Genomic DNA, 21,965 nt, shown 5'->3' with positions numbered 1-21,965 from the left:
TCAAGGACCGCCATGTCGCAAGGAGGCGGTCCTGTCTTTTCAGGAAACCTCTCCCAGCAGGGCGGCGTTTCCGCCTGATGCGGTTGTGTCCACACAGACATGACGTTCAGCCCGCACACGCGCCTCATCGGGCCGGCCGGGGATCATAGGGATGATGGGCCCGTCGCGTTCTGACAATGCGGTTTCAATGGCGCGCCCGGTCTCAGCATCGCCCCACCACAGCACGCCGCCCCATGCAGGGCCGCCGGTCAACGCAGCGGGATCAATCCGGCCGGTTGCCTCAACCGCGACGCCACCCAGCGCCCGGACAGCGCGTGCCTGAGAAGCGGCGGCTGTCTGGCCGGGCCCCATGCACAGCAGAGGTGGCCGCGGCATAGTGCTCAGACGGTTGGATTCGCCCGTTGGCCCGGGCAGTGACTGTGTGCTGAGCACCGTCCGCAGCGACGCCGGCGCCTCAGGCAGGCTGTCCATGGCGCCCTCCCACGGTTCGGCGCTGTTTTCGCGGTCTGGTGCACCAAAGCGCGGCAGATAGTTTGGTCCTCCCGCTTTCGGACCTGTACCGGACAGACCCTCACCGCCAAAGGGCTGACTGCCCACAATGGCGCCGATCTGGTTTCGGTTGATATAGACGTTTCCGGCCTCAATCCGTTCAGAGACATGCTGCACGCGGTCATCGATCCGGGTGTGCAGGCCAAAGGTCAGCCCGTAGCCGGTGGCATTGATGTCATTGATCACCTGATCCAGTTCGTGCGACCGAAAGGTCGCCAGGTGCAGGACAGGGCCGAATATCTCGCGTTCCAGGTCCTGAATGCCGTTGATACGGATCAGGGTCGGCGCCACGAAGGTACCGTCATCCGGCGCAGCAAGTTCTTCGATCACGCGTCCTTCACTGCGGGCCGCCGCAACGTGATCGGCAATACCCCTGCGGGCCTTTTCATCGATTACCGGGCCCAGATCGGTGGACAGCAGCCACGGATCGCCCGCCCGCAGCGCCTGCATCGCGCCCCTCAGCATCGCCGTGAAATGTTCCGCAATGTCCTCCTGTACGTACAGACAGCGCAGTGCGGAACAGCGCTGGCCGGCCGACTGGAACGCGCTTTCGATAATCGACTGTACGGCCTGTTCCGGCAGGGCAGTGCTGTCCACGATCATTGCATTCAGCCCGCCGGTTTCAGCGATAAGGGGCGTGCCGGGCGCGCAGTGTTGCGCCATATTTCTGCGGATGCGCTGTGCGGTCGCGGTTGAGCCGGTAAATGCCACACCATTCACCCTGGCATCCGAGGTCAGCATCGCGCCCACATCGCCGCTCCCGGGCAGCAGCTGCAGAGCGGTTGCCGGCACACCGGCCTGATGCAGCAGCGATACTGCAAGATGTGCAATCAGAGGTGTCTGTTCGGCGGGTTTCGCCAGCACGGCATTTCCGGCGGCAAGGGCTGCGGTGATCTGCCCGCAGAAAATCGCCAGTGGAAAGTTCCACGGAGAGATACAGGTGAATATGCCTGCTGCAGGTGTATCAGTCGCCTGCGCTGCGTAATACCGCAGAAAATCAACAGCTTCACGCAGCTCTGCTACGCAGTCCGGCAGTGTTTTTCCCGCCTCGCGTGCAAGCAGCGCAAAGATCCGGCCATGGTTCTCTTCGAGCAGATGGCTGGCGCGGACCAGCACGGCGCGCCGTGTTTCCAGCGGCGCGTTCCACGGAACCGCCGCGTCAAATGCCACGCTCACATCCGCTTTGCTGGCGTTCCGTACGGTCCCGGGGCTGTCGGAATGCTTTGCGGGGTTTTCGACAGCGACGGGCGCATCAGGGACCGCAGTACCAGCCAGAAGCGGCTCCGCCTGATGCGTTTCCCGCCGCCATGGTTCCCGCTGAGAATTGATCGCATCCAGGGTCTGAGTATGCGCGAGGTCAAATCCGCGGGCGTTCTCGCGCACTGGCTGAAACAGGTTGGGCCCTGCAGGAATAATGCGCGCCTCCGGCGTCAGCAGCGCGTCAAACGGGTCGGCGGCAACGGTCTCGGGCGCCACGTCTTCGTCAACGATCTGATTGACAAAGCTGGAATTCGCGCCGTTTTCCAGCAGTCTGCGCACGAGATAGGCCAGAAGATCGCGGTGTGCGCCGACCGGCGCATAAATCCGGCACCTTGTGCCGTTCTGCGCCATGACAAGCCTGTGCAGGGTTTCTCCCATCCCGTGAAGTCGTTGGAATTCATAGGATTCCGGATCACCCGCCATATGCAGAATCGCTGCGACTGTATGGGCGTTATGTGTGGCAAACTGGGGATAGATGCGGTCCGTCATGCGCAGCAGCCTGCGCGCGTTGCTGATGTAGGACACGTCAGTTGCGGCTTTGCGGGTAAATACCGGGAAGCCATCCACACCCTCGACCTGCGCGCGTTTGATCTCGGTGTCCCAGTAGGCGCCTTTCACAAGACGCACCATGAGGCGGCGATCATGACGTTCGGCCATGGAGTAGAGCGCGTCGATGACGGTGCCCGCCCGGGGACCATAGGCCTGTACAACAACGCCAAACCCGTCCCAGCCGGCAAGGGCAGGCTCAGACATAACCCGTTCGATGACGTCGAGTGACAGCGCCAGTCTGTCGGCTTCCTCGGCATCGACGTTCAGACCCATACCAGCCGATTTTGCCAGCAGTGCCAGTGCGCGCAGGCGCGGAACAAGGTCGGTCATGACAGCCTCTTCCTGCGCCAGTTCGTATCGTGGATGCAGGGCAGACAGCTTGACCGAAATGCCGGGGTTGCGCCGGATATCGCTGTGGGTGCAGGCCGTCGCGATGGCCGAGATCGCGCGTGAATAGCTGAGGTGATAGCGCTTGGCATCGGCCTCTGTGCGGGCGGCTTCGCCGAGCATGTCATAGGAATAGGTGAATCCGCTTTTCTCCATACCTTCAGCACGTTGCATTGCTGCGTTAATGTCCTCTCCCAGTACGAACTGACGACCCATTTCCTTCATCGCGCGGCTGACGGCGGTCCGGATGACCGGCTCTCCGAGGCGGCGGATCGCTGCGCGCAGGTGCCTGACGGGCCCCGGATGTTCGTCATCGAGCACACGGCCTGTCAGCATCAGCGCCCAGGTCGACGCATTCACCAGGCTCGACGTGGAATGCCCCAGATGGCGCCCCCAGTCGGAGGGGGCGATTTTGTCTTCGATCAGCGCGTCGATGGTGTCGGCATCGGGTACACGCAACAGGGCTTCCGCCAGACACATCAGCGCAACGCCTTCGTCGGTGGACAGCCCGTATTCGGCCAGAAAAACCTCCATCAGCCCCGGCGCCGTGCTGCTGCGGATGTCGCGCACCAGTGCCGCAGCCTGAGCGCAGATTTCCTGTCGCGCGTCAGCGGGCAGATCAGCTGTCGTTATCAGATCTCTGAGGACCTCGTCCTGACCGGCATAGGTTCCGGCGTCGATCAGATGGCGGAGTGATGTGGGCGTATCGCGGGGCATGGCGGTTCTCCAGAGCATGCATTTTCTCTAGCATACCCTGTTTCCGACAGACATAATGACCGAAAATGCCAGTTCTGGAAGGAAAGAATGTGAAACCAGCAGGAAAAAACGAGAAATTCGAGAAGGTGACGCTGGACCGGTTTGACCGGTCGATTCTCTCCGTTCTGGCCGAAGACGGTCGGATCAGCATTACGGACCTTGCCCGTCGGATCGGGTTGTCCAAATCACCGACACAGGCGCGGTTGCGCCGGCTGGAAGAAGCCGGGGTCATTATCGGCTATCGCGCGCTGCTTGATCCGATTCAGCTGGGGCTTGACCACGTGGCTTTTGTCGAGGTGCGGCTGAGCGATACGCGGGAGGCAGCCCTGTCTGCGTTCAATCAGGCGGTGGCGCGCGTGCCGGAGATCGAACAGGCGCATATGATCGCGGGAAACTTTGACTACCTGCTCAAAGTGCGCACGCGGGACATGTCGGCATACAGGCGCTTTCTGGGGGATACGATTTCCGGTCTGCCGCATGTTTCGAACACCTCCACATATGTGGCGATGGAAGCGGTCAAGGAAACGATGCTGTCTGACACCACTTGACCAATCGGGCCTGTGCGCCAGGATTCCCTTTATGAAAACACTCGCAATGATATTGTGCCTGATGGCAGGTGGCGCGCTGGCGTCCTGTCCGGCGCCACAGGATGTCACCGCAGAGCTTGAGAGCCTGTTTGAAGAGGCACGCAATGCCTCAAACGATGCAGAAGGGCAGGCTGCGGCGGCGCGCATGTGGCAGGTCTGGCTGCGCGCGCCCGATGAGACCGCACAGGAAGTACTGGACCGTGGTATGCGGTTCCGGTCCGGTTTTGATTTCGTTGCGGCGATAAAGGAATTCGACAGGCTGGCCGAATACTGCCCGCTCTACGCCGAAGGCTACAACCAGCGCGCCTTTGTGCATTTCCTGCGCGAGGATTATGAAAAAGCGCTGACGGATCTCGATCTGGCGCTCGGTATCTCTCCGGATCATGTGGGTGCGCGCTCCGGCAAAGCTCTGACCTTGATGAACATGGGCCGTATCGACGAGGCGCGCGCCGAACTGTTGCTGGCGCTGGAAAACAACCCCTGGCTTTCTGAACGGTTTCTGCTGAACGAAGGCGCGCCGCTTGCGGTGCCGGGAAAGGATATCTGACCGTTTACACCGCCGTTGCTGCCGCTATGGTGCGGCACAGGCCCGCGTGGTGGAATGGTAGACACAGGGGACTTAAAATCCCCAGGCAGAAATGCCGTGCCGGTTCGAGCCCGGCCGCGGGTACCAGGCGCCTGGAAACATTCGCAGATAACAGGCCGTGATCAGGGCGCAGATGGGTCTTGATTGCGCATGTCAGAATTTCACAAGGCGCTGCCCGGCCAACAAGAGAGCGGTGCCGCAATCAGTCCCGCACTCCCGAGAAACGCGTGCTCCAGTCTTCTGCCTGCTCGTCAGTGATCTTGGCAAACAACACGTCAGGCACGTCAAATCCGTGACCGGGCTCCAGCTCCCGCAGAAAGCTGTTCAGATCGTCCGGCCATGAGGTGTCGGTTGCGTTCAGAGCGGTCAGTATTTTTTCGGACGCCGTGGGCAGAAACGGCGATGAAAGCACAGCAAAAAGCCGCGCCAGGTTCAGGCCGAGCCTTGTCTGCGCAGCCGCCTGACCGGGGTCGGTTTTGAACAGGGTCCAGGGGGCGACAGACTGCAGATATTCATTCCCGCGCGCCCAGATGGCCCGCAGCTCAGCTGCAGATTTGCGCACTTCCATCTGCTCCATTGCCGTCTCGTAACGTGCCAGCATGTCGGTCAGGTCACTGATCAGCGCTGCCTCATCGGCTCCGTAATCGCCGCCCTGCGGTACGGCCTCGCCAAATCTGGAGCGGCAGAATTTGGTGATACGGCTGACAAAATTGCCCAGGACATCCGCCAGATCCTTGTTCACGGACTGCTGAAAATTCTCCCAGGTGAACTCTGAATCGCTGCTTTCGGGCGCATGGCTCAGCAGCCACCAGCGCCAGTAATCTGCCGGCAGAATTTCCAGCGCCTGGTCCATGAAGATGCCGCGCCCCTGCGACGTCGAGAACTGGCCGCCATCATAGTTGAGATAGTTGAACGATTTGAGGTGATCGACCATCTTCCAGGGCTCTCCCGACCCGATCAGGGTCGCGGGAAAACTGAGCGTGTGAAAAGGCACGTTGTCCTTGCCCATAAACTGGGTGTAGCGCACATCGTCCGCGCCCTTGTCTGTGCGCCACCAGCGCTCCCAGTCTGCATCCGGTCGCCCGTTTGCCTCGGCCCATTCTGCAGCACAGGCAATGTATTCGATGGGTGCGTCGAACCAGACATAGAAAACCTTGCCCTCCATACCTGGCCAGTCTTCCTTGCCCCGCCGGACGGGAATACCCCAGTTCAGATCGCGGGTGATGCCGCGGTCGCGCAGGCCGTCACCGTCGTGCAGCCACTTTTTGGCAATCGATGTGGTCAGAACGGGCCAGTCAGACTTGCTGTCGATCCACGCATCGAGCTGGTCTTTCATCTGGGACTGGCGCAGATAAAGATGCTTGGTTTCGCGCACTTCCAGATCGGTCGAGCCGGACACAGCAGAGCGCGGCTCGATCAGGTCGGTCGGGTCCAGCTGCTTGGTACAGTTTTCGCACTGATCGCCACGCGCCTTGTCGTATCCGCAGTTGGGGCAGGTGCCTTCGATATAGCGATCCGGCAGAAAGCGGCCATCAGCATTTGAGTAGACCTGTTTTTCGCTCACTTCGCGGATATGCCCGGCATCGGCCAGACGGCCCGCGAAATGCTGGGTCAGCGCATGGTTCTGCGGGCTTGATGATCGGCCGAAATGGTCAAAGGACAGGCCAAAGCCATCGGCAATTCCGGATTGCACCTCATGCATTTCAGCGCAGTATTCCGCCACCGGTTTGCCCGCCTTTGCCGCTGCCAGTTCGGCCGGTGTGCCGTGCTCGTCGGTTGCACACAGAAACATCACCTCGTGGCCGCGCGCACGCAGATAGCGGGCATAGAGATCTGCCGGCAGCTGGCTTCCGACAAGGTTTCCCAAGTGCTTGATCCCGTTGATGTAGGGAATGGCGGAGGTGATCAGGTGGCGTGCCATGGTGCTGTTCCGTACTTCTGAGCGTTGCGCATCCTCTACCCCAGCTTTCTGCCGAGGACCACGCTATTTGTGATCTTCCTGCGGATCGGCGGGATCACGGATGCCATTGCGGAACCGGCGGGTCAGCCGCCCGATCGTAAATGACGTGCGGGGCGCATAGGTGTAGCGCGTTCTCTCTGACGGGGCCGGGCGGGCGCGCATCCGGGCCAGACCAAAGACAACCAGCGCCACGTGGCCTGCTGCAATCATGACAAAGAGGGCCGCAGGCCCGTAGGCGTCGATGAAAAGTGAGGCAAGATAAGGGGCAGCAATCGCCCCCATCGCGTACCAGAACATCAGCGCGGCAGAGAGTTCGACGCGTTCGCTGTCGTGTGCGAAATCATGAGCGTGTGCTGCCGCTACGGAATAGATCGGGAAAGTCGTCAAACCGAAAAGGCCTGCAGTCAGCATGATCCCCGTGGTCCCGAGGCCTGCGGACAAGATACTGATGGCCGAACTGACAATTGCGGCGGCCGACAGCCACACAAGAACGTAACGGCGGTCATATTTGTCGGCCAGCCAGCCCATCGGATATTGCGCCAGCGCGCCACCCAGCACAAAGGCCGACAGAAACCAGGCGATCTGCGCGGTGCTCAGGCCGACCTCTTCGCCGTAAAGTGGTCCGACCATCCGGAACGATGCGCTGGACAGGGCAGCGACCAGAACAGCCGCTGCTGCCAGTGGTGAGCGGTGATAGGCCAGCCCGGGGCGCAGGCGCGGTGACGAGGGTGTTTCAGGCTGTGGTACACGGGTCAGTGTCAGGGGCAGCAGGGCAGCGCAGCAAACGATGGCCAGCAGATTGTAGGATACATAGGACGCCGGCTCGAGCACGCTGATGACCATCTGCGCGGCCAGCGATCCGGTCATGTCCACGACCCGGTAAACAGCCATGGTCCGGCCGCGGGTCTGGTTGGTCACCTTGGCCTGCAGCCACGCTTCGATCACCGTGTAACATCCGGCGACACATATCCCCGAGGCGACACGCATCACAGCCCATGCAACCGGATCGACCACAACCATATGGCTCATCAGGCCGATGGCCCCCGCCGCAGTAAAAGCGGCAAAAGCGCGCGAGTGTCCGACGCTGCCCATCAGTCGCGGTGCCCACCAGCAGCCGATGAAAAAACCGAGGAAATGCGCAGAGCCCAAAAGGCCGATTTCCTGGCGTGTGAAGTCAAGCGCGATGCCTGAAAGCGCATCAAGCGGGCCGACGCCACCGGATGAAAGCTGCAGCAGGATGACAGAGAGAAACAGGGCGGCAAAAGAAATCAGCAGGCGCATAATGGGGCCAGCATCTGCCTGTCGTGCAACTATTCCTTGTGGTTATTCGACAAAGGAGAGTCGTTTTTATGCGCGGGCACGGATTTCCGCGTGAATGTCGATGCGGACCCCGTCGGCCACGAAATCGGCATAGCCGCTGGCGCCCCAGGTGTTTCGGCTGAGCGCGCCGGTCAGATCCACGTAAAGCTCGGAAAGATCATCAGGGGCTGACCCGGCAGGGCGGCTCAGCTTTGCATCCAGGCTGAGGGGAGCGGTCACACCGCGCAGCGTCAGATCGCCTTCGATCCGGGCGCCTTCAGATATTCTGCCCTGAGCGCCGAGGCGGATCCGGGTGGAGCGGAACGAAACAACCGGATGGGTCTTTGCATCCAGAACCGACGCGCTCAGCAGCGCCTGGGTGACGGGGCCAAAACCGGTGCGCGCTTCGCGTATATCTGCAGTGACCTCGGCAGACGAGCGCGCGAGATTGCCCGGATCCACGCGGATATCGGCCGTGCTGACGGGCACCCGGCCTGTCTGCGCACTGCCGTTGACCAGAAAGGTGAACGTCACGGTCGATTTGTCCTTGAGCAGCCGGTAAGGCTGTGGCGCGCTGTGCGCTGCGGTAGCCAGGGTCGCAAATGCGCCGGCAATCGTTGTTCGCCGTGTCAGTATGAGCATGGGTTTTTCCCGCCTTTCCGTGATCAGATGGTAGTACGGGTATGTCCGCGTCCAGAGGTGTCACGCCGTTTTGATGCGCAGCACCCGGTCCTGGCGGTCCCTCGTGATCTGCCAGCTGCACCAGGGCGCGGTGCGTGCGCGCAGCCGCTCAAGCAGCCAGCCGTCCGGACCGGCGGTATGATCCGGCGCAAGATGCCAGCGGGTCTCGACCCCTGCAGCGCCGCCTTTGCCGGGGGTCAGCAGCAGCCCGACAGGGGCGTGCTGGCCTTCTGTGGCACCGGTTTCTGCAGCCAGATGCATGCGGCGCACCTGGGTCAGTCCGGGCAGACCCGGCAGATCCGCGACGGCCAGTGCCACGGCACCGGAGCGCAGGATTTCCTCCATCGTCCACAACACATCCTCGGCGCGGCGTGGCCGGACAAAGATCAGCCTGGCCGGATCAGTCCAGTCACGCAGGCCGTCTGCGTTCAGCTGGTCCTGCGCCCAGGCGGGGCTGACCCAGATGACAGGTCCGGTGGTGCGGGCGGCCAGCCAGACGGCCATGGTGCGGCGCGCCGTGCCACAGGCTTCGTGCACACGTGCCTTTGCAAGCTGCAGGTCAGGCGCATCCTCAAACAGGGGCAGAGAGGCGGTTGGACGGGCCGGGCGGCGGGAGAGGAGGGGGTGAGCTACAGGCATGTGTCAAATATACATGTTCCTGCTTTGTTCTCAATACCTGCCTGTTACCCGCGACGGAGCCCCGGAGCGCCGGGAAAACAAAACCGGGTTGCCCGCAGTATTCTGCGCATTACAGTCGCGGCAACGCAGATAAGGAACGCCACGATGAAGATGAATGAACTGGGCCGCACCGGTATTTCTGTTTCCGAGTTTTGTCTCGGTTCCATGACCTGGGGCTCACAGAATACCGCCGAGCAGGGCCACGACCAGATCGACAGGGCACTCGACGCCGGGATCAACTTCATCGACACCGCCGAGATGTACCCGGTCAATCCGATCCGCGCGGAAACCATTGGCCGCACCGAGCGCATCATAGGACTGTGGTTCGAGAAAACAGAGCGCCGCGAAGACGTGATTCTGGCGACAAAGCATTCCGGCGAAGGTATGGCCGCCGTCCGCGACGGCGCGCCTATTTCCTCGAAGACCATCCCGGAAACCATCGAGGGTTCGCTGCGGCGGCTGAAGACCGATTATATCGATCTCTACCAGTTCCACTGGCCCAACCGCGGCAGCTATATGTTCCGCAAGAACTGGACATATGACCCCTCGGGCCAGGTGCTGCTGGACACGGTTGGCCATATGGAAGATGCACTGGAAGCGCTTGAAAAAGAAGTAAAACGCGGCACAATCCGTGCATTCGGTCTTAGCAACGAGAGCGCCTGGGGAACAACCCGCTGGATCGACGTCGCCGAACGCAACGGCTGGCCGCGCGTGGCATCGGTTCAGAACGAATATTCACTTCTGTGCAGGCTGTACGACACCGACATGGCCGAAATGAGCATCCAGGAGGACGTATCCCTGCTTTCCTTCTCGCCGCTGGCAGCGGGCCTGCTGACCGGTAAATACCAGGACGGGCAGGTGCCCGAAGGGTCCCGCATGTCGCTTAACCCTGATCTGGGTGGTCGGCGCACAGACCGGGCCTTTGAGGCGGTCGCAGCCTATCAGGCGGTGGCAGACAAACACGGGCTCGACCTGACACAGATGTCGCTGGCCTGGTGCCGCACGCGCCCGTTCATGGGGTCAATCATTTTTGGTGCCACAACCATGGAACAGCTGGATGTCTGTCTGGGGGCCGCGGACATGGACCTGAGCGCTGAGGTGCTGGATGATATCGATGCGGCACATCGCCGGCACCCGATGCCTTACTGAGGCGTGCGGTACCGGGAGCGGAACCGGCTGGCGCTTTGCCCGGCATAGGCCGAGAAGGCGCGGGCAAAGGCTGCCTGCGATGAAAAACCGGTTGTAACCGCAATATCCTGAACGGCCATATCCGTATCACTGATCAGCCGCTCTGCCTCCCCCAGCCGCAGCGACAGGTAATGGGCCTGTGGGGTTGTCTGCAGGTCTCTCTGAAACCGCATCTGCAGGGCCCGGGGGCTCAGCCCGGCCTCGCGGGCAATCCGGGCCAGGCTCAGCGGATCTTCGATATTTGCCTCCATCATGGCATGAACTCTTGCCGTCAGTGCCGACACGCCAGCAGGCAGCCCTTTGCGCTGCTGCGGGCGGGCGGGTTGCGGCGGGGGCTCGTAGATAAAACTCCCGGCAATGCGTGCGGCCAGAGCCGGACCATGTTGTGCGCCGATAACGTGCAGCATCATCTCAATGGCTGGTGCTGCACCTCCGCTGGTGACGCATTTCCCATCCGCCACAAAGCGGGCATTTTCGGCATGAACCCCGGGAAACGTGCTGGCAAACCGGTCCAGATCCTCCCAGTGCGTGGTGGCCCGGTGCCCGTCCAGCACACCGGCGCGGGCCAGTATCCATGGCCCGCCGTCGATCCCGGCGATACGCTTGGCCCGGGCCGACAGCCGCCGCACAGCAGCACCCAGCGCGGGGGTTGCCTGCGCCTCGAGCCCGAACCCTGCCACAACAATCAGAAAGTCGACATGATCCACCGATGCCAGAGGCCTTGCGGGGATCGTCAGCCCGCTGGTGAGCGTTACCGCCTCCGGCCCCGGCGTCAGAAACTGCCAGCGATAGAGCCTGCGTCTGGCCTGGCGGTTGGCTGCACGCAGCGGATCAGCCGCTGCGGCCAGTGACAGCGTATTGCAATCGGCCAGAACGAGGATGCCGACCTGCGCTATTTCTGCGGATTTCATCAATCAGACTTCGTATTTTGCAAAGTGCTCTAACTCCTTTTGCGGCATCGTCAGCGCCGGAACAAGGGAGTTTTTCAGATGCCGCTGACCATGAACAAAGATGTGTTTATCACCTGTGCCGTGACCGGGTCGGGCGGCACGCAGGACCGCAGCCCGCATGTGCCCCGCTCGCCAGAAGCCATCGCAGACAGCGCCATTGCAGCGGCCAGGGCGGGTGCGGCCATTGTGCACTGCCACGTGCGGGATCCGGAAACGGGCGCGCCCAGCCGGCGCCTGGACTATTACCGCGAGGTCACCGACCGGGTGCGCAGCGCGGATGTCGATGTAGTCCTTAACCTGACTGCAGGCATGGGGGGCGATATCGTGTTCGGTGATCCGGAACACCCGCTGCCGCTGCAGGATACGGGCACAGATATGATCGGTGCCAGCGCACGCGTGGCGCATGTGGCCGAATGTCTGCCCGAGATCTGCACACTGGACTGTGGCACAATGAACTTTGCCGAGGCCGACTACGTCATGACCAACACCCCCGGCATGCTGACAGCCATGGGGCGGATGATGACCGACCTGGGCGTCAAGCCCGAGATCGAGGCCTTTGACACCGGTCATCTGTGGTATGCAAAACAACTGGTGGCCGACGGTGTGCTGGAGGCGCCTGCGCTTGTCCAGCTGTGCATGGGCGTGCCATGGGGCGCGCCGGATGATCTGAACACCTTTATGGCGATGGTCAACAATGTGCCCGATGACTGGACCTTCTCGGCCTTCGGGCTGGGCCGGAACCAGATGGCTTATGTGGCCGCTGCAGTGCTGGCGGGCGGCAATGTGCGCGTTGGCCTGGAGGACAACCTCTGGCTCGAAAAGGGCGTTCTGGCTGAGAACTGGCAGCTGGTGGAACGCGCGGGCACGATCATCGAAAACATGGGCGCGCGGGTGATCGGTGCCGCCGAGGTGCGCGAAAAACTGGGGCTGGTCAAACGGGCGCCCCGCTCATGACCCTGCGCCGGGCGGGGGCGATCCTGGGCCTTGCGCTGCTGACTGCCTGTACACCCGAACCGCAGACCTATCGGGATACCGGCGCGCCTCTGGGCGCCACAACACGGTTCGAGGCAGATCGTTTTGCCGGAGACTGGCAGGTGGTTGCAGGCTTTGGCCCGACGATGCCTGGAACGGTGCAGATTGTCCCGGACGACGGTGGCAACATACTGCAGATCACATCATACGGCCGGGCGACGCCGGGCGGTGCCTACCGCCAAGGCGTGCCCGGAGAACTGATCCCGGTGAGCGGTCGCGGTGAAACACTGGTGGTGATGTGGGTGGACGAAGGATTCCGCACAGCAGCAATCGGCACGCCGTCCGGCCGGTTCGGCGTGATCCTCAACAGAGACACCGATCTGCCGGCTGACCGGGGCGCGGCCGCGCGCGAAATACTTGATTTTTACGGCTGGGATATCAGCCGGTTACAAAGGACAGGCCAATGACGAATACAGCGGCAATCATCGGTGGCGGTGTGATCGGCGGCGGATGGGCTGCGCGGTTTCTGCTGAACGGGTGGAATGTCCGTATTTCCGACCTGGACCCGCAGGCTGAGCGCAAGATCAGCGAAGTGCTGAACAATGCGCGGCGGTCTCTGCCGGGTCTCAGCGATGCAGCCCTGCCACCAGAGGGAAAAATTACGTTCTGTGGCAGCATCGAAGAGGCGGTCAGTGGCGCCGGCTGGGTCCAGGAGAGCGTTCCGGAGCGGCTTGAGATCAAACAGGAGGTCTATGCGCGTATCCAGGCTCTGACAGGCAATGATGTGATCATCGGCTCGTCGACTTCGGGGTTCAGGCCGTCGGAACTGACCAGGGGTGCCGCGCACCCGGGCGCGATTATGGTCTGTCATCCGTTCAATCCGGTTTATCTGCTGCCGCTGGTGGAACTGGTGACTTCGGAGGCCGCGAGCGCGACGCAGATCGCTGACGCACGGGCGGTTCTGACCGGTCTGGGGATGTATCCGCTGCATCTGCGCAAGGAAATCGACGCCCATGTGGCGGACCGCTTTCTCGAAGCCGTCTGGCGCGAGGCGCTGTGGCTGGTGCGCGACGGGATCGCAACGACCGAAGAGATCGACAACGCCATCCGCTATGGGTTTGGCATCCGCTGGGCGCAGATGGGCCTGTTCGAGACCTACCGCGTGGCGGGCGGCGAGGCGGGCATGCGGCATTTCATGGCGCAGTTCGGGCCGGCGCTGAAGTGGCCCTGGACAAAGCTGATGGATGTGCCGGAGTTTACTGATGAACTGGTCGATCTGATTGCCGGTCAGTCCGATGAACAGTCGGGCCACCACAGCATCCGCGATCTTGAGCGGATCCGCGACAACAACCTTGTGTGCATGATGCGGGCGCTCAAAAGCCAGAACCAGGGCGCGGGTGCTTTGCTCAACGAGCACGAGGCTCAGATGCGCGCGGGAACCGTTCTGGCAGCGCTTGCGGACGATATTGAGGACGCATCGCAGCCGGTTGTGACCATTCACCGGGCCGTGCCGCTCGACTGGACAGACTACAACGGCCACATGAACGAGGCACGGTATCTTGATGCTTTCGGGCTTGCCACCGACCGGTTCATGGAACTCATAGGTTGCGACGCGGCCTACATCGCGTCCGGCGGCAGCTATTTCACCGCCGAAACCCATATCCGTCACCTTGATGAGGTTCATGCGGGCACCGTCATTACCGTCAGAACCCGTGTGCTGGCTGGCGGGGGCAAAAAAATGCACCTGTGGCACGAAATGTACGATGGTGACAGGGTGCTTGCTACGGGCGAACACTTCCTGTTGCACGTGGACCTGGCAACACGGCGGTCCGCGCCTGCAGGGCCGGATGTGGACGCGGCGCTGCGGCGGTTTGCGGATGCCCAGGCCGGTCTGCCACTTCCCGAAGGGGCGGGTGCCGCCATCCGGGCGCCGCGGTGAAACACGTTCTGATCACGGCCGGGGCTTCTGGTATCGGGCGCGCGATGGGCGAGGCTTTTGATGCGGCAGGATATGCTGTTGCCGTAACGGACGCAGACGCCGCGGCGCTGTCGTCCTGTCCGGACCACTGGGCCTGTTACGAGGCCGATGTGACAGATGAGGCGGCCATGCGTGATGTGATTGCTCCCATGGGTGCGCTTGATGTGCTCTGTGCAAATGCCGGTATCGCGGGGCCGACCAGTCTGGTTGAAGAAACAGATTTAAGCGACTGGAAAAAATGTGTTTCTGTCAATCTTGAGGGCGCTTTCCTCGCCTGTAAATATGCCGTGCCGGCGATGAAAGCCGCGGGCCGCGGCTCTGTCATTCTGACGTCTTCGACTGCGGGTCTTTATGGCTACCCCAACCGCGCACCCTATGCCGCAGCCAAATGGGGGATCATCGGTCTGATGAAAACCCTTGCGATGGAGCTGGGACCATCTGGCATCCGTGCAAATGCGATCTGTCCCGGTGCAGTAGAGGGTCCGCGCATGGAAGGTGTCCTGAAACGCGAAGCCCTCGCAAAAGGCATGACACGCGACCAGGTCTATCAGGGGTACGCAGGCGGTACATCGCTGCGCCGTTTCGTCGAGGCCCGTGACATCGCCGATATGGCGGTTTTTCTGGGATCCGATGCGGCCCGCAGCGTGTCGGGACAGGTCATCGCCGTGGATGGTCATACTGAAAACCCTGACCCCAGGCTCTGACAGATACTGGCAACTGCCGCGGATTTCCGTCATGACCGCTTCATGAGCACGGATTTTACGAGCCTCTGGGTAATTGCGGCCATTGCTGCTGCAGGTTTTCAGACCCTGCGTTTCATGTTGCAGAAGGTCCTGTCGACTGCTGTGCTCAGCCCCGCAGGTGCCACTTTTGCACGCTTTTTCTATTCGGCACCGGTGATCATCCTGCTGACCGGACTTTACCTTGCGACGACCGGTCAGGCCCTGCCACAGCAATCCGTCACGTTCTGGATCTTTGTTTTTGCAGGTGGACTCTCTCAGATTATCGCGACCATCTTCGTCGTCACTCTGTTCAAGTCCCGCAGCTTTGCCGTCGGTGTGACGCTGATGAAGACCGAAGTGATCCTGTCTGTGATCATCGGGCTGATCCTGCTGGGCGAGGGGGTCAGCGCCGCGGCATTCGCCGCCATTGCACTGGGCCTTGTGGGGGTCCTTCTGCTGTCGACGCCGCCTCAGGTGGCGGGCCTGGGCATGTCTGAAATGCTCAACCGCGGCGTGGCGCTGGGGCTCGGTTCAGGTATCCTTTTTGCGGTTTCGGCAGTGTCGTACCGGGGCGCATCGCTGGAGCTTGACGTGGCGGATCCTTTTGTACGGGCTGCTGTGACACTGGCCGTGGTGACCGGCTCGCAGATGATTGGCATGGCGGCGTGGCTGTGGCTGCGCGATCGTCCGCAACTGGGCGCGGTATGGGGCGCAAGACGCGTTGCGGTCTGGATCGGCGTGATGTCGATGGGCGGCTCTTTCGGATGGTTCCTGGCCTTTACCCTGCAGACCGCCGCCTATGTTAAAGCCGTCGGACAGGTGGAGCTGATCTTCAGTCTGCTGGCTTCTGTGCTGTTTTTCGGCGAGCGCAGTACCCTGCGCGAGCTTTCAGGGATGGCCGTTCTTGTGACGTCTATCCTGGCTCTGGTTCTGGTGATCTGACCCGTCAGTCAGACAGAGGCCTGCCTTTCAGGCGCAGAAACAGGCTCTCTTCATCGTTGTTTTTGAAGAACGGCACCGAGGCAGGTGGTGTCCGGTCCCTGACACGCGCTTCAATCTCGGCCAGGACCACTTCGGTGATGAACGGCATGTCAAACCGCCGGGCATCGGCCAGCGGAACCCACTGCAGATGCGACAGCTCGTCCGAAGCAGCGGAAAAGTCATCCGGATCGCCCGCGACCGCCCCAGCATCTGCCAGAAAAAACCGCGCGTCAAACCTGCGCGGGCGCCCCGGCGGTGTCAGCGCGCGAAAGACAAACTGCAGCGCAGACGCATCAGGCAGATGTCCGGTACTGTGAAATGTCTGCCAGTCTGCCGGTGGCTGACCGGACCATGTACCCCGGCGGCCCAGAACCAGTCCGGTTTCTTCCCAGAGCTCACGTATTGCTGCAACCGCCAGCGCGTGCCGGATATCGTTTTTGCTGTCTTCGAGTAACCGTTCGAAACACCCCGACGGAAGCGGCGCTGCAAGCGGTACTTCTGCATCCGCCCTGTCAACGGCACCGCCCGGAAAGACAAACTTATTGGGCATAAACGCCGCCTGAGCCCCGCGCTGCCCCATCAGAATCCGCGGATCTGTGTCCCTGTCGCGCAACAGAATAACAGTTGCCGCGTCGCGCACAGCGGATTTGTCAGCTGTCCGGTGTTCCGTCATCGGAATAGCCCCCGTTCGGGGCACTCCTGTGTCAGGCGGTTTTGCCAAATCCGCCCAGACCCCGTGCCCACTGGTAGCCTACAATGGCTCCCTTCAGTCTTGGCAGAAGATAGAGCGAGAGTGCCACACAGCCAACGGCAAAAACGGTGAAGAGCACCAGCGGATCAGGGCGCCACCAGACAAACACAAAATGCAGAAGGGGGGCCATAAGATGCCCCACAAACAGAATGGTCAGGTAGGCAGGGCCGTCGTCGGCGCGGTGGTGATGCAGTTCTTCGCGGCAGACCGGGCAGCTGTCATTCACCTTGAGATAGGATTTCAGCAGCGGGCCATTTCCACAGTGCGGACACCTGCGCTTCCAGCCTCGCAGGATGGACGTCTTTGTACTGCGCGCCGGTTGGGTGCCCGCGCTGGTCTGCGGGGCACGTGTAAGTCCATCGTGCTGAGAAACTGACTCATTCATGCTCTTGTCCTGCTCTGATGACGTTATGTGCGCCTTTCCGGGCGCGATGAAAAGGTGGCGACCGGTCGCTGCGGCGGGATGTCGCGAGGAGAAAAACAGATATTCTGCGACGGAAAGTCCGGACAGCCCCGTTGAATGCCATGTCCGACCCGCTGAAGGGCGGCAAAAAACATGATTGAGGAGAAGATCTGTGAAACATACTGCATTCATCGCTGTCGTTCTGACCGGGGCCATTTCCCTGACAACCGGCGTGGCCATGGCGCGCGACGATGTGGGCCGTGCGCCCGTTTCCTTTGAGTTGCTGGATACAGACGGCGACGGCGCCATTTCGCGCGCAGAAGCGGATGCGCCGCGCCTTGAGCGGATTACAGGCGCTGATACAGACGGTGATGGCTTTCTGACAGCAGAGGAGATTTCTCAGCAGGGAGCTGAGCGCATGAAAGACCGGTCCGCGCGCATGATCGAGCGGCTGGACACGGATGGGGACGGGCGCCTGTCGATGGAGGAGCTGTCCACATCGAAACGCGCTGACAAACGGTTTGACCGTGCAGATGCCAATGACGACGGGACTATCTCGAAAGAAGAGTTCGAGGAGGCGCGGGCCCGGTTTGCCGGCAAACGTCACGGTGGCGGACGCGACAGGAACTGAAGCGAAACGGGTCCGGGGCAGGGTGCGGCTTGAATGCCGCGCCCGGGCCTTTTAACCCTGTCGGGAATGGATATGCCGCGGGACACCCTCTCTGAAGTGTCGGATGATGCCTTGCTGCTGCTGTTTGCACAGGGCGACAGTGATGCGTCGCGGGTGCTGACGGCGCGTCTGTTGCCGCGGGTCTATCATCAGGCGCGGCGGATGCTGGGGGATCAGAGCGAGGCCGAGGATGTTGCGCAGGACGCGATGATGCGGCTCTGGCGCATGGCACCTGACTGGGAACAGGGCGGTGCAAAGGTGACAACCTGGCTCTACCGGGTGACTGCGAACCTCTGCACAGACCGGCTCCGGAAAAGGCGCAGCACAGGCCTCGATGACGTCGAAGAGCCTGCAGATCCCGCGCCGGGCGCAGAACAGAGGCTGCAGACACGTGCGCGGGCGGATGCCCTGCAGCAGGCGCTGGACAGTTTGCCGGAACGGCAGCGGCAGGCGGTCGTTCTGCGGCACATCGAAGGGCTGAGCAATCCTGAGATTGCGGAAATCATGGAAATCAGCACCGAAGCGGTTGAAAGCCTGACCGCCCGTGGCAAAAGGGCTCTGGCGGCTGTATTCGCCGGACGCAGGGACGAACTGGGGATAGCTGAAGATGACTGACCAGGACAGATCAACGAACAGACTGGATGCACTGTTGCAGGAAGCCGCACGGTCGCAGGACGATGTGCCCGCGGCTCTGACGTCGCGTGTGCTTGCGGATGCAGCCCGGGTGCAGTCGGAGCGGCCCGTCGCGCCAGGGCCTGTCCGGCGCCGCAGATCGTTCAGCTGGCTGCCCGGTGGCTGGCCGGGGCTGGGCGGGCTGGTTGCCGCGACCTGTGCGGGTTTCTGGATCGGTGTCAGCCCGCCAGACCTGCTGCCGGACACAGGGGCTGTGTTGCTGGGATACGACGTATCAGAAACGGCAGGTTTTGCCGGTGGCGCAGATGGTTTTGGCTGGGATGCAGAAGAGGGCTGAGGGATGACCGATACAGACAAGCACGCACCCGAAAAGCGACCGGACCGACGCCTGAAGCTGGCACTGTTTGCCTCTCTGGCACTGAACCTTGCCATCGCTGGTTTGGTTGCCGGTACATTGCTGCGCAGTGGTCCGGATCGTCCGGGCGGACCTGGTGCGGACAGCTATGCGCGCCCCTATATGGCCGCCCTGCCGCGCGAACAGCGCCGCGAGATGTTCCGCGGTATCCGTTCTGCAAACAGGCAGGCGATACCGGACCGTGGCGCGCGGCGGGCTCTTTACCGGGATGTGTTGTCGGCTCTGCGTACCGAACCCTTTGATGCAGTGGCACTTGAGACGGCCGCGCGCCGTCAGGCCGAGGCCGGGGTGCGGTTTCTGGAGGCCACTCAGACGGCCTGGGTGCAGGTTGTTGCGGGAATGTCTGCGCAGGAACGCGCAGCCTATGCGCAGCGCGTAGAGGAGGCGCTGTCGCGCGGTGGCCGTAAGAAGCAGTAGTGCCCGGTTCAGGCGGCGGGACGGGCCAGGTTGATCTGGTTGCGACCCTGTACCTTGGCTTCGTAGAGGGCTTTGTCGGCGGCATCCAGCAGGTGGTTGGCATCCTTGTCAGATGCGGGCATCCGTTTGCCCTGCATGCCGCCGATGGTCACACCGATCGAGACCGTCACGGTGATCGGGTCTGACGATCCGGGCACGGCAAATCCGGTGCCACCGATCTTCCGGCACAGTCTGCGGGCCGCCGCCCGCGCCTCGCTCAGTGGCGTTGCGGGCATTACGATCAGGAACTCTTCGCCGCCGATCCGGGCGACCAGATCAACACCGCGCAGGTTTTCGCGCAGCCGTCTTGCGGCCTCGACAAGCACAGCGTCGCCCGAGGCATGCCCATAAAGGTCATTGATCCGTTTGAAGTGGTCGAGATCGGCAACCATAACTGCAAAACTGCGTCCGGTTGCGGCAGAATGCTCCGCCACGCGCGCCAGATGCGGCATCGCGTAGCGACGGTTGTGCAGGCCTGTCAGAGGGTCCGAAACAGCCGCCTTCAGGCCGGTCCGAACGGTCGCACGCAACTGGTCGGCAACGCGTTTGCGACGCATCATCGCCTTGACCCGCAGAGACATTTCCTTGCGGTCAAACCCGTCTGTCATCAGATCATCGGCACCAAGGTCCAGCGCATAGGCACCGAGGCCGGGATCGGGACGCGACTGCAGTACCAGAACGCCCGCGTGACGGGTGATGGCGGTGGCACGGATCGCGGCAAGCAGACGCAGTACCTCTCCGCTGTGGCTGTCTTCCTCTTCCAGAACCAGGATGAACACATCCGGCACTTTTCCCGGTGTCAGGTCACGCAGTGCGGTCTCCGGCGCGGAATAGGTGAGTTTCGTGCGCAGCGATGGGGTGAGAAGTTCAATCAGCGCACCTGTATGAGCGCTGTCCGTGCCCACGACAATCGCCTGACCCGGTGGGCCGAAGTCGGCAACATCCTCTGCAAATCCCAGGGCGCGCGATGTGTCATCCCGCATCTGCCATTCAGCGGCCGTGTTATGCGCACGGATGAGACTGCGGACACGTGCCAGCAGCAGGGTGTCGTCGATCGGTTTCAGCATCACATCCTGGACGCCCGCTTCGAGCGCACGCAGGCGTGTGTCGGCATGCGGGCGGCAGCCGATCACCATCATGGGAATCGCGCGGGTCTGCGGGTTCTGCTGCAGCTTGCGGCACAGCTGCGCTGAATCGCAGTCGGGAAGAGCCATGGCAGAGATGATCAGATCAGGATTATGCCGCAGCGCCGCCACACAGGCTTCATCTGCTGTAGAAGCCTGAATGACCTCGTAAAATGCAGAGGCCAGCTTAACTTTCAGGACGATGCGGTTCGTTGAGATTGCATCAACAATGAGGATTTTGCCCTGCACGCGCTTTGCCATCCTTGTACTGGTAAATTCTGTGTTTAGACATTGCCGTCATATTGGTTAACAAAGGGTTTCCAATATTCTTAAAAGGATCGCGATCCATGGGTTATACGCGGGAATCTGCCGAGACGCTGGCCCTGCAGGTTCTGTCATGGCTGGCAGGAAATGATGACCTGCTGCCGGTTTTTCTGGGGGCGACAGGAGCCTCTGAAACGGACCTGAAATCAGGTGCTTCCGACGCGGCATTTCTGGGCTCGGTGCTCGATTTTGTCATGATGGACGATGCCTGGGTCGTTGAGGCCTGCGACGCTGCGGGTCTGGCCTATACCAGTCTGATGCAGGCCCGTATGGCACTTCCCGGTGGTGAGCAGGTGAACTGGACATGAGCGCGGTGCGTGGTGTGGTTTTTGACAAGGACGGGACACTCTTTGACTTTGCCCGTACGTGGGAAGCCTGGGCACTGGCGTTTCTGGACAGGATCTCTGACACGCCCGGACAGATGCGTGCGCTGGGTAACCGGATCGGCTTTGACACTGACGCTGCACGCTTTGAGCGTAACAGCATCGTGATTGCGGGAACGCCGGCCGAGGTTGCGGCGGCGCTTGCGCCGGGCCTGCCGGAGATGACCCAGAACCGCATGCTTGCCATCCTGAATGAAGAGGCCGCACGGGCGCCACAGGCTGAGGTTCTGCCGCTGGTGCCGTTTCTGAGCGGACTGCGCGGTCTTGGCCTGCGGCTGGGCGTGGCAACCAATGACGCCGAAGCGCCGGCGCGTGCGCATCTGTCAGCTGCGGGTGCTCTGGAGATGTTTGACTTTATTGCCGGGTCAGACAGTGGTTTCGGTGGCAAACCTGCGGCGGGCCAGCTGCTCGCGTTCTGCGAGGCGGTGGCGCTGAATCCGTCAGAGGTGATCATGGTCGGTGACAGCACCCATGATCTCTTTGCCGGGCAGGCGGCTGGGATGCGAACCGTGGGCGTTCTGACAGGTTTCGCAACAGCACAGACACTGCGTCCGCATGCAACGGTGGTGCTGGACGACATCAGTCATCTGCCCCGCTGGATTGCTGAACAGCCCTGAAACAGACGCACTGTCTGCCGAAAACGACTTTTCTGGTCGCGATTGGAACGGCTGTCGCGGGGGACCTCTGGCCTTCTTGTCTGCAGGACCAGACACAAAGAGGGGG

At 61.8% G+C, this 21,965-nt stretch carries 23 protein-coding genes and 1 tRNA gene; 15 read left to right on the top strand and 9 right to left on the bottom strand.

Annotated features, from left to right (window positions below):
• Positions 1–39 precede the first annotated feature (39 nt).
• A complete protein-coding gene (gene putA / locus Q0792_RS03790) occupies positions 40–3,462 on the bottom strand; it encodes a bifunctional proline dehydrogenase/L-glutamate gamma-semialdehyde dehydrogenase PutA (protein ID WP_298838598.1) in 3,423 nt (1,140 codons plus the stop codon).
• 89 nt (positions 3,463–3,551) lie between these two features.
• On the opposite strand from putA, the gene Q0792_RS03785 reads away from it, so the two are divergent.
• The 3 genes from Q0792_RS03785 to Q0792_RS03775 all read left to right on the top strand — a co-directional run bounded on the left by Q0792_RS03785 (position 3,552) and on the right by Q0792_RS03775 (position 4,761).
• Positions 3,552–4,049 carry an Lrp/AsnC ligand binding domain-containing protein gene (locus Q0792_RS03785; RefSeq protein ID WP_298836573.1) on the top strand — a complete coding sequence of 166 codons (498 nt, stop codon included), beginning with the start codon at positions 3,552–3,554 and terminating at the stop codon, positions 4,047–4,049.
• A gap of 31 nt (positions 4,050–4,080) precedes the next feature.
• Positions 4,081–4,635, top strand: coding sequence for a tetratricopeptide repeat protein (locus Q0792_RS03780; RefSeq protein ID WP_298836571.1), 555 nt, complete (start codon positions 4,081–4,083; stop codon positions 4,633–4,635).
• Positions 4,636–4,675: 40 nt separating this feature from the next.
• Positions 4,676–4,761, top strand: a tRNA-Leu gene (locus tag Q0792_RS03775).
• Between the two features lie 115 nt (positions 4,762–4,876).
• On the opposite strand, the gene metG is transcribed toward Q0792_RS03775, so the two are convergent.
• From metG to Q0792_RS03755, 4 genes are all read right to left on the bottom strand, one after another.
• Entirely contained in the window at positions 4,877–6,595 is a 1,719-nt protein-coding gene (gene metG / locus Q0792_RS03770; protein ID WP_298836569.1) for a methionine--tRNA ligase, read from the bottom strand.
• 63 nt (positions 6,596–6,658) lie between these two features.
• The gene (locus Q0792_RS03765) at positions 6,659–7,915 is read right to left on the bottom strand and encodes an MFS transporter (protein ID WP_298836567.1); all 1,257 of its coding nucleotides are present in this window, start codon (positions 7,913–7,915) and stop codon (positions 6,659–6,661) included.
• 66 nt (positions 7,916–7,981) lie between these two features.
• Positions 7,982–8,575 (bottom strand): YceI family protein, encoded by a 594-nt coding sequence (locus Q0792_RS03760; protein WP_298836565.1) that lies wholly within the window; start codon positions 8,573–8,575, stop codon positions 7,982–7,984.
• Positions 8,576–8,635: 60 nt separating this feature from the next.
• Positions 8,636–9,253 (bottom strand): hypothetical protein, encoded by a 618-nt coding sequence (locus tag Q0792_RS03755; protein WP_298836563.1) that lies wholly within the window; start codon positions 9,251–9,253, stop codon positions 8,636–8,638.
• Positions 9,254–9,397: 144 nt separating this feature from the next.
• Here Q0792_RS03755 and Q0792_RS03750 point away from each other — a divergent pair, with 144 nt between their 5' ends.
• Positions 9,398–10,441: an aldo/keto reductase gene (locus Q0792_RS03750; RefSeq protein ID WP_298836562.1), complete on the top strand. Its 1,044-nt coding sequence runs from the start codon at positions 9,398–9,400 to the stop codon at positions 10,439–10,441.
• Here the strand turns inward: Q0792_RS03750 and Q0792_RS03745 are convergent.
• Positions 10,435–11,391 carry a GlxA family transcriptional regulator gene (locus Q0792_RS03745; protein WP_298836561.1) on the bottom strand — a complete coding sequence of 319 codons (957 nt, stop codon included), beginning with the start codon at positions 11,389–11,391 and terminating at the stop codon, positions 10,435–10,437. The two genes, Q0792_RS03750 and Q0792_RS03745, sit on opposite strands and share 7 nt — an antisense overlap.
• A gap of 78 nt (positions 11,392–11,469) precedes the next feature.
• Between Q0792_RS03745 and Q0792_RS03740 the strand changes: the two genes are divergently transcribed.
• Genes Q0792_RS03740 through Q0792_RS03720 form a run of 5 tightly spaced genes read left to right on the top strand, consistent with a single transcriptional unit; the run spans position 11,470 to position 16,044 of the window.
• A complete protein-coding gene (locus Q0792_RS03740; RefSeq protein WP_298836559.1) occupies positions 11,470–12,384 on the top strand; it encodes a 3-keto-5-aminohexanoate cleavage protein in 915 nt (304 codons plus the stop codon).
• Complete coding sequence (locus Q0792_RS03735) at positions 12,381–12,869, top strand: hypothetical protein (protein ID WP_298836557.1); 489 nt, start codon at positions 12,381–12,383, stop codon at positions 12,867–12,869. Before Q0792_RS03740 ends, Q0792_RS03735 begins: the two co-directional genes overlap by 4 nt.
• Complete coding sequence (locus Q0792_RS03730) at positions 12,866–14,341, top strand: carnitine 3-dehydrogenase (protein WP_298836555.1); 1,476 nt, start codon at positions 12,866–12,868, stop codon at positions 14,339–14,341. Before Q0792_RS03735 ends, Q0792_RS03730 begins: the two co-directional genes overlap by 4 nt.
• On the top strand, positions 14,338–15,084 hold the full coding sequence (locus tag Q0792_RS03725) for an SDR family oxidoreductase (RefSeq protein ID WP_298836553.1): 747 nt from the start codon (positions 14,338–14,340) through the stop codon (positions 15,082–15,084). Before Q0792_RS03730 ends, Q0792_RS03725 begins: the two co-directional genes overlap by 4 nt.
• A 42-nt stretch (positions 15,085–15,126) precedes the next feature.
• Positions 15,127–16,044, top strand: a complete 918-nt coding sequence (locus Q0792_RS03720) for a DMT family transporter (protein WP_298836551.1) — start codon at positions 15,127–15,129, stop codon at positions 16,042–16,044.
• A 4-nt stretch (positions 16,045–16,048) separates the two neighbouring features.
• Here Q0792_RS03720 and Q0792_RS03715 read toward each other — a convergent pair whose 3' ends face one another.
• Together Q0792_RS03715 and Q0792_RS03710 are read right to left on the bottom strand one after the other, a co-directional pair.
• Positions 16,049–16,756 carry an NUDIX hydrolase gene (locus Q0792_RS03715; RefSeq protein ID WP_298836548.1) on the bottom strand — a complete coding sequence of 236 codons (708 nt, stop codon included), beginning with the start codon at positions 16,754–16,756 and terminating at the stop codon, positions 16,049–16,051.
• A gap of 31 nt (positions 16,757–16,787) precedes the next feature.
• Positions 16,788–17,219 carry a DUF983 domain-containing protein gene (locus Q0792_RS03710; protein ID WP_298836547.1) on the bottom strand — a complete coding sequence of 144 codons (432 nt, stop codon included), beginning with the start codon at positions 17,217–17,219 and terminating at the stop codon, positions 16,788–16,790.
• Between the two features lie 190 nt (positions 17,220–17,409).
• Between Q0792_RS03710 and Q0792_RS03705 the strand changes: the two genes are divergently transcribed.
• From Q0792_RS03705 to Q0792_RS03690, 4 genes are all read left to right on the top strand, one after another.
• Positions 17,410–17,868: a calcium-binding protein gene (locus Q0792_RS03705; RefSeq protein WP_298836545.1), complete on the top strand. Its 459-nt coding sequence runs from the start codon at positions 17,410–17,412 to the stop codon at positions 17,866–17,868.
• Positions 17,869–17,934: 66 nt separating this feature from the next.
• Positions 17,935–18,522, top strand: a complete 588-nt coding sequence (locus Q0792_RS03700; RefSeq protein ID WP_298838595.1) for an RNA polymerase sigma factor — start codon at positions 17,935–17,937, stop codon at positions 18,520–18,522.
• Positions 18,515–18,877: a hypothetical protein gene (locus tag Q0792_RS03695; RefSeq protein ID WP_298836543.1), complete on the top strand. Its 363-nt coding sequence runs from the start codon at positions 18,515–18,517 to the stop codon at positions 18,875–18,877. Before Q0792_RS03700 ends, Q0792_RS03695 begins: the two co-directional genes overlap by 8 nt.
• 3 nt (positions 18,878–18,880) lie before the next feature.
• Entirely contained in the window at positions 18,881–19,372 is a 492-nt protein-coding gene (locus tag Q0792_RS03690) for a periplasmic heavy metal sensor (RefSeq protein WP_298836541.1), read from the top strand.
• An 8-nt stretch (positions 19,373–19,380) separates the two neighbouring features.
• Here the strand turns inward: Q0792_RS03690 and Q0792_RS03685 are convergent, their stop codons facing one another.
• A complete protein-coding gene (locus Q0792_RS03685) occupies positions 19,381–20,784 on the bottom strand; it encodes a diguanylate cyclase (RefSeq protein ID WP_298836539.1) in 1,404 nt (467 codons plus the stop codon).
• A 98-nt stretch (positions 20,785–20,882) separates the two neighbouring features.
• Between Q0792_RS03685 and Q0792_RS03680 the strand changes: the two genes are divergently transcribed.
• Both Q0792_RS03680 and Q0792_RS03675 read left to right on the top strand, forming a co-directional pair.
• A complete protein-coding gene (locus tag Q0792_RS03680; protein ID WP_298836537.1) occupies positions 20,883–21,167 on the top strand; it encodes a DUF3572 domain-containing protein in 285 nt (94 codons plus the stop codon).
• On the top strand, positions 21,164–21,859 hold the full coding sequence (locus Q0792_RS03675; RefSeq protein ID WP_298836535.1) for an HAD family hydrolase: 696 nt from the start codon (positions 21,164–21,166) through the stop codon (positions 21,857–21,859). The genes Q0792_RS03680 and Q0792_RS03675 overlap by 4 nt, the downstream gene beginning before the upstream one ends.
• Positions 21,860–21,965 lie beyond the last annotated feature (106 nt).

Origin of the sequence: uncultured Roseobacter sp. (assembly GCF_947495025.1) — a bacterium.
Taxonomy (GTDB): Bacteria; Pseudomonadota; Alphaproteobacteria; order Rhodobacterales; family Rhodobacteraceae; genus Roseobacter.
This window is presented reverse-complemented; position numbering and strand designations above follow the sequence as displayed.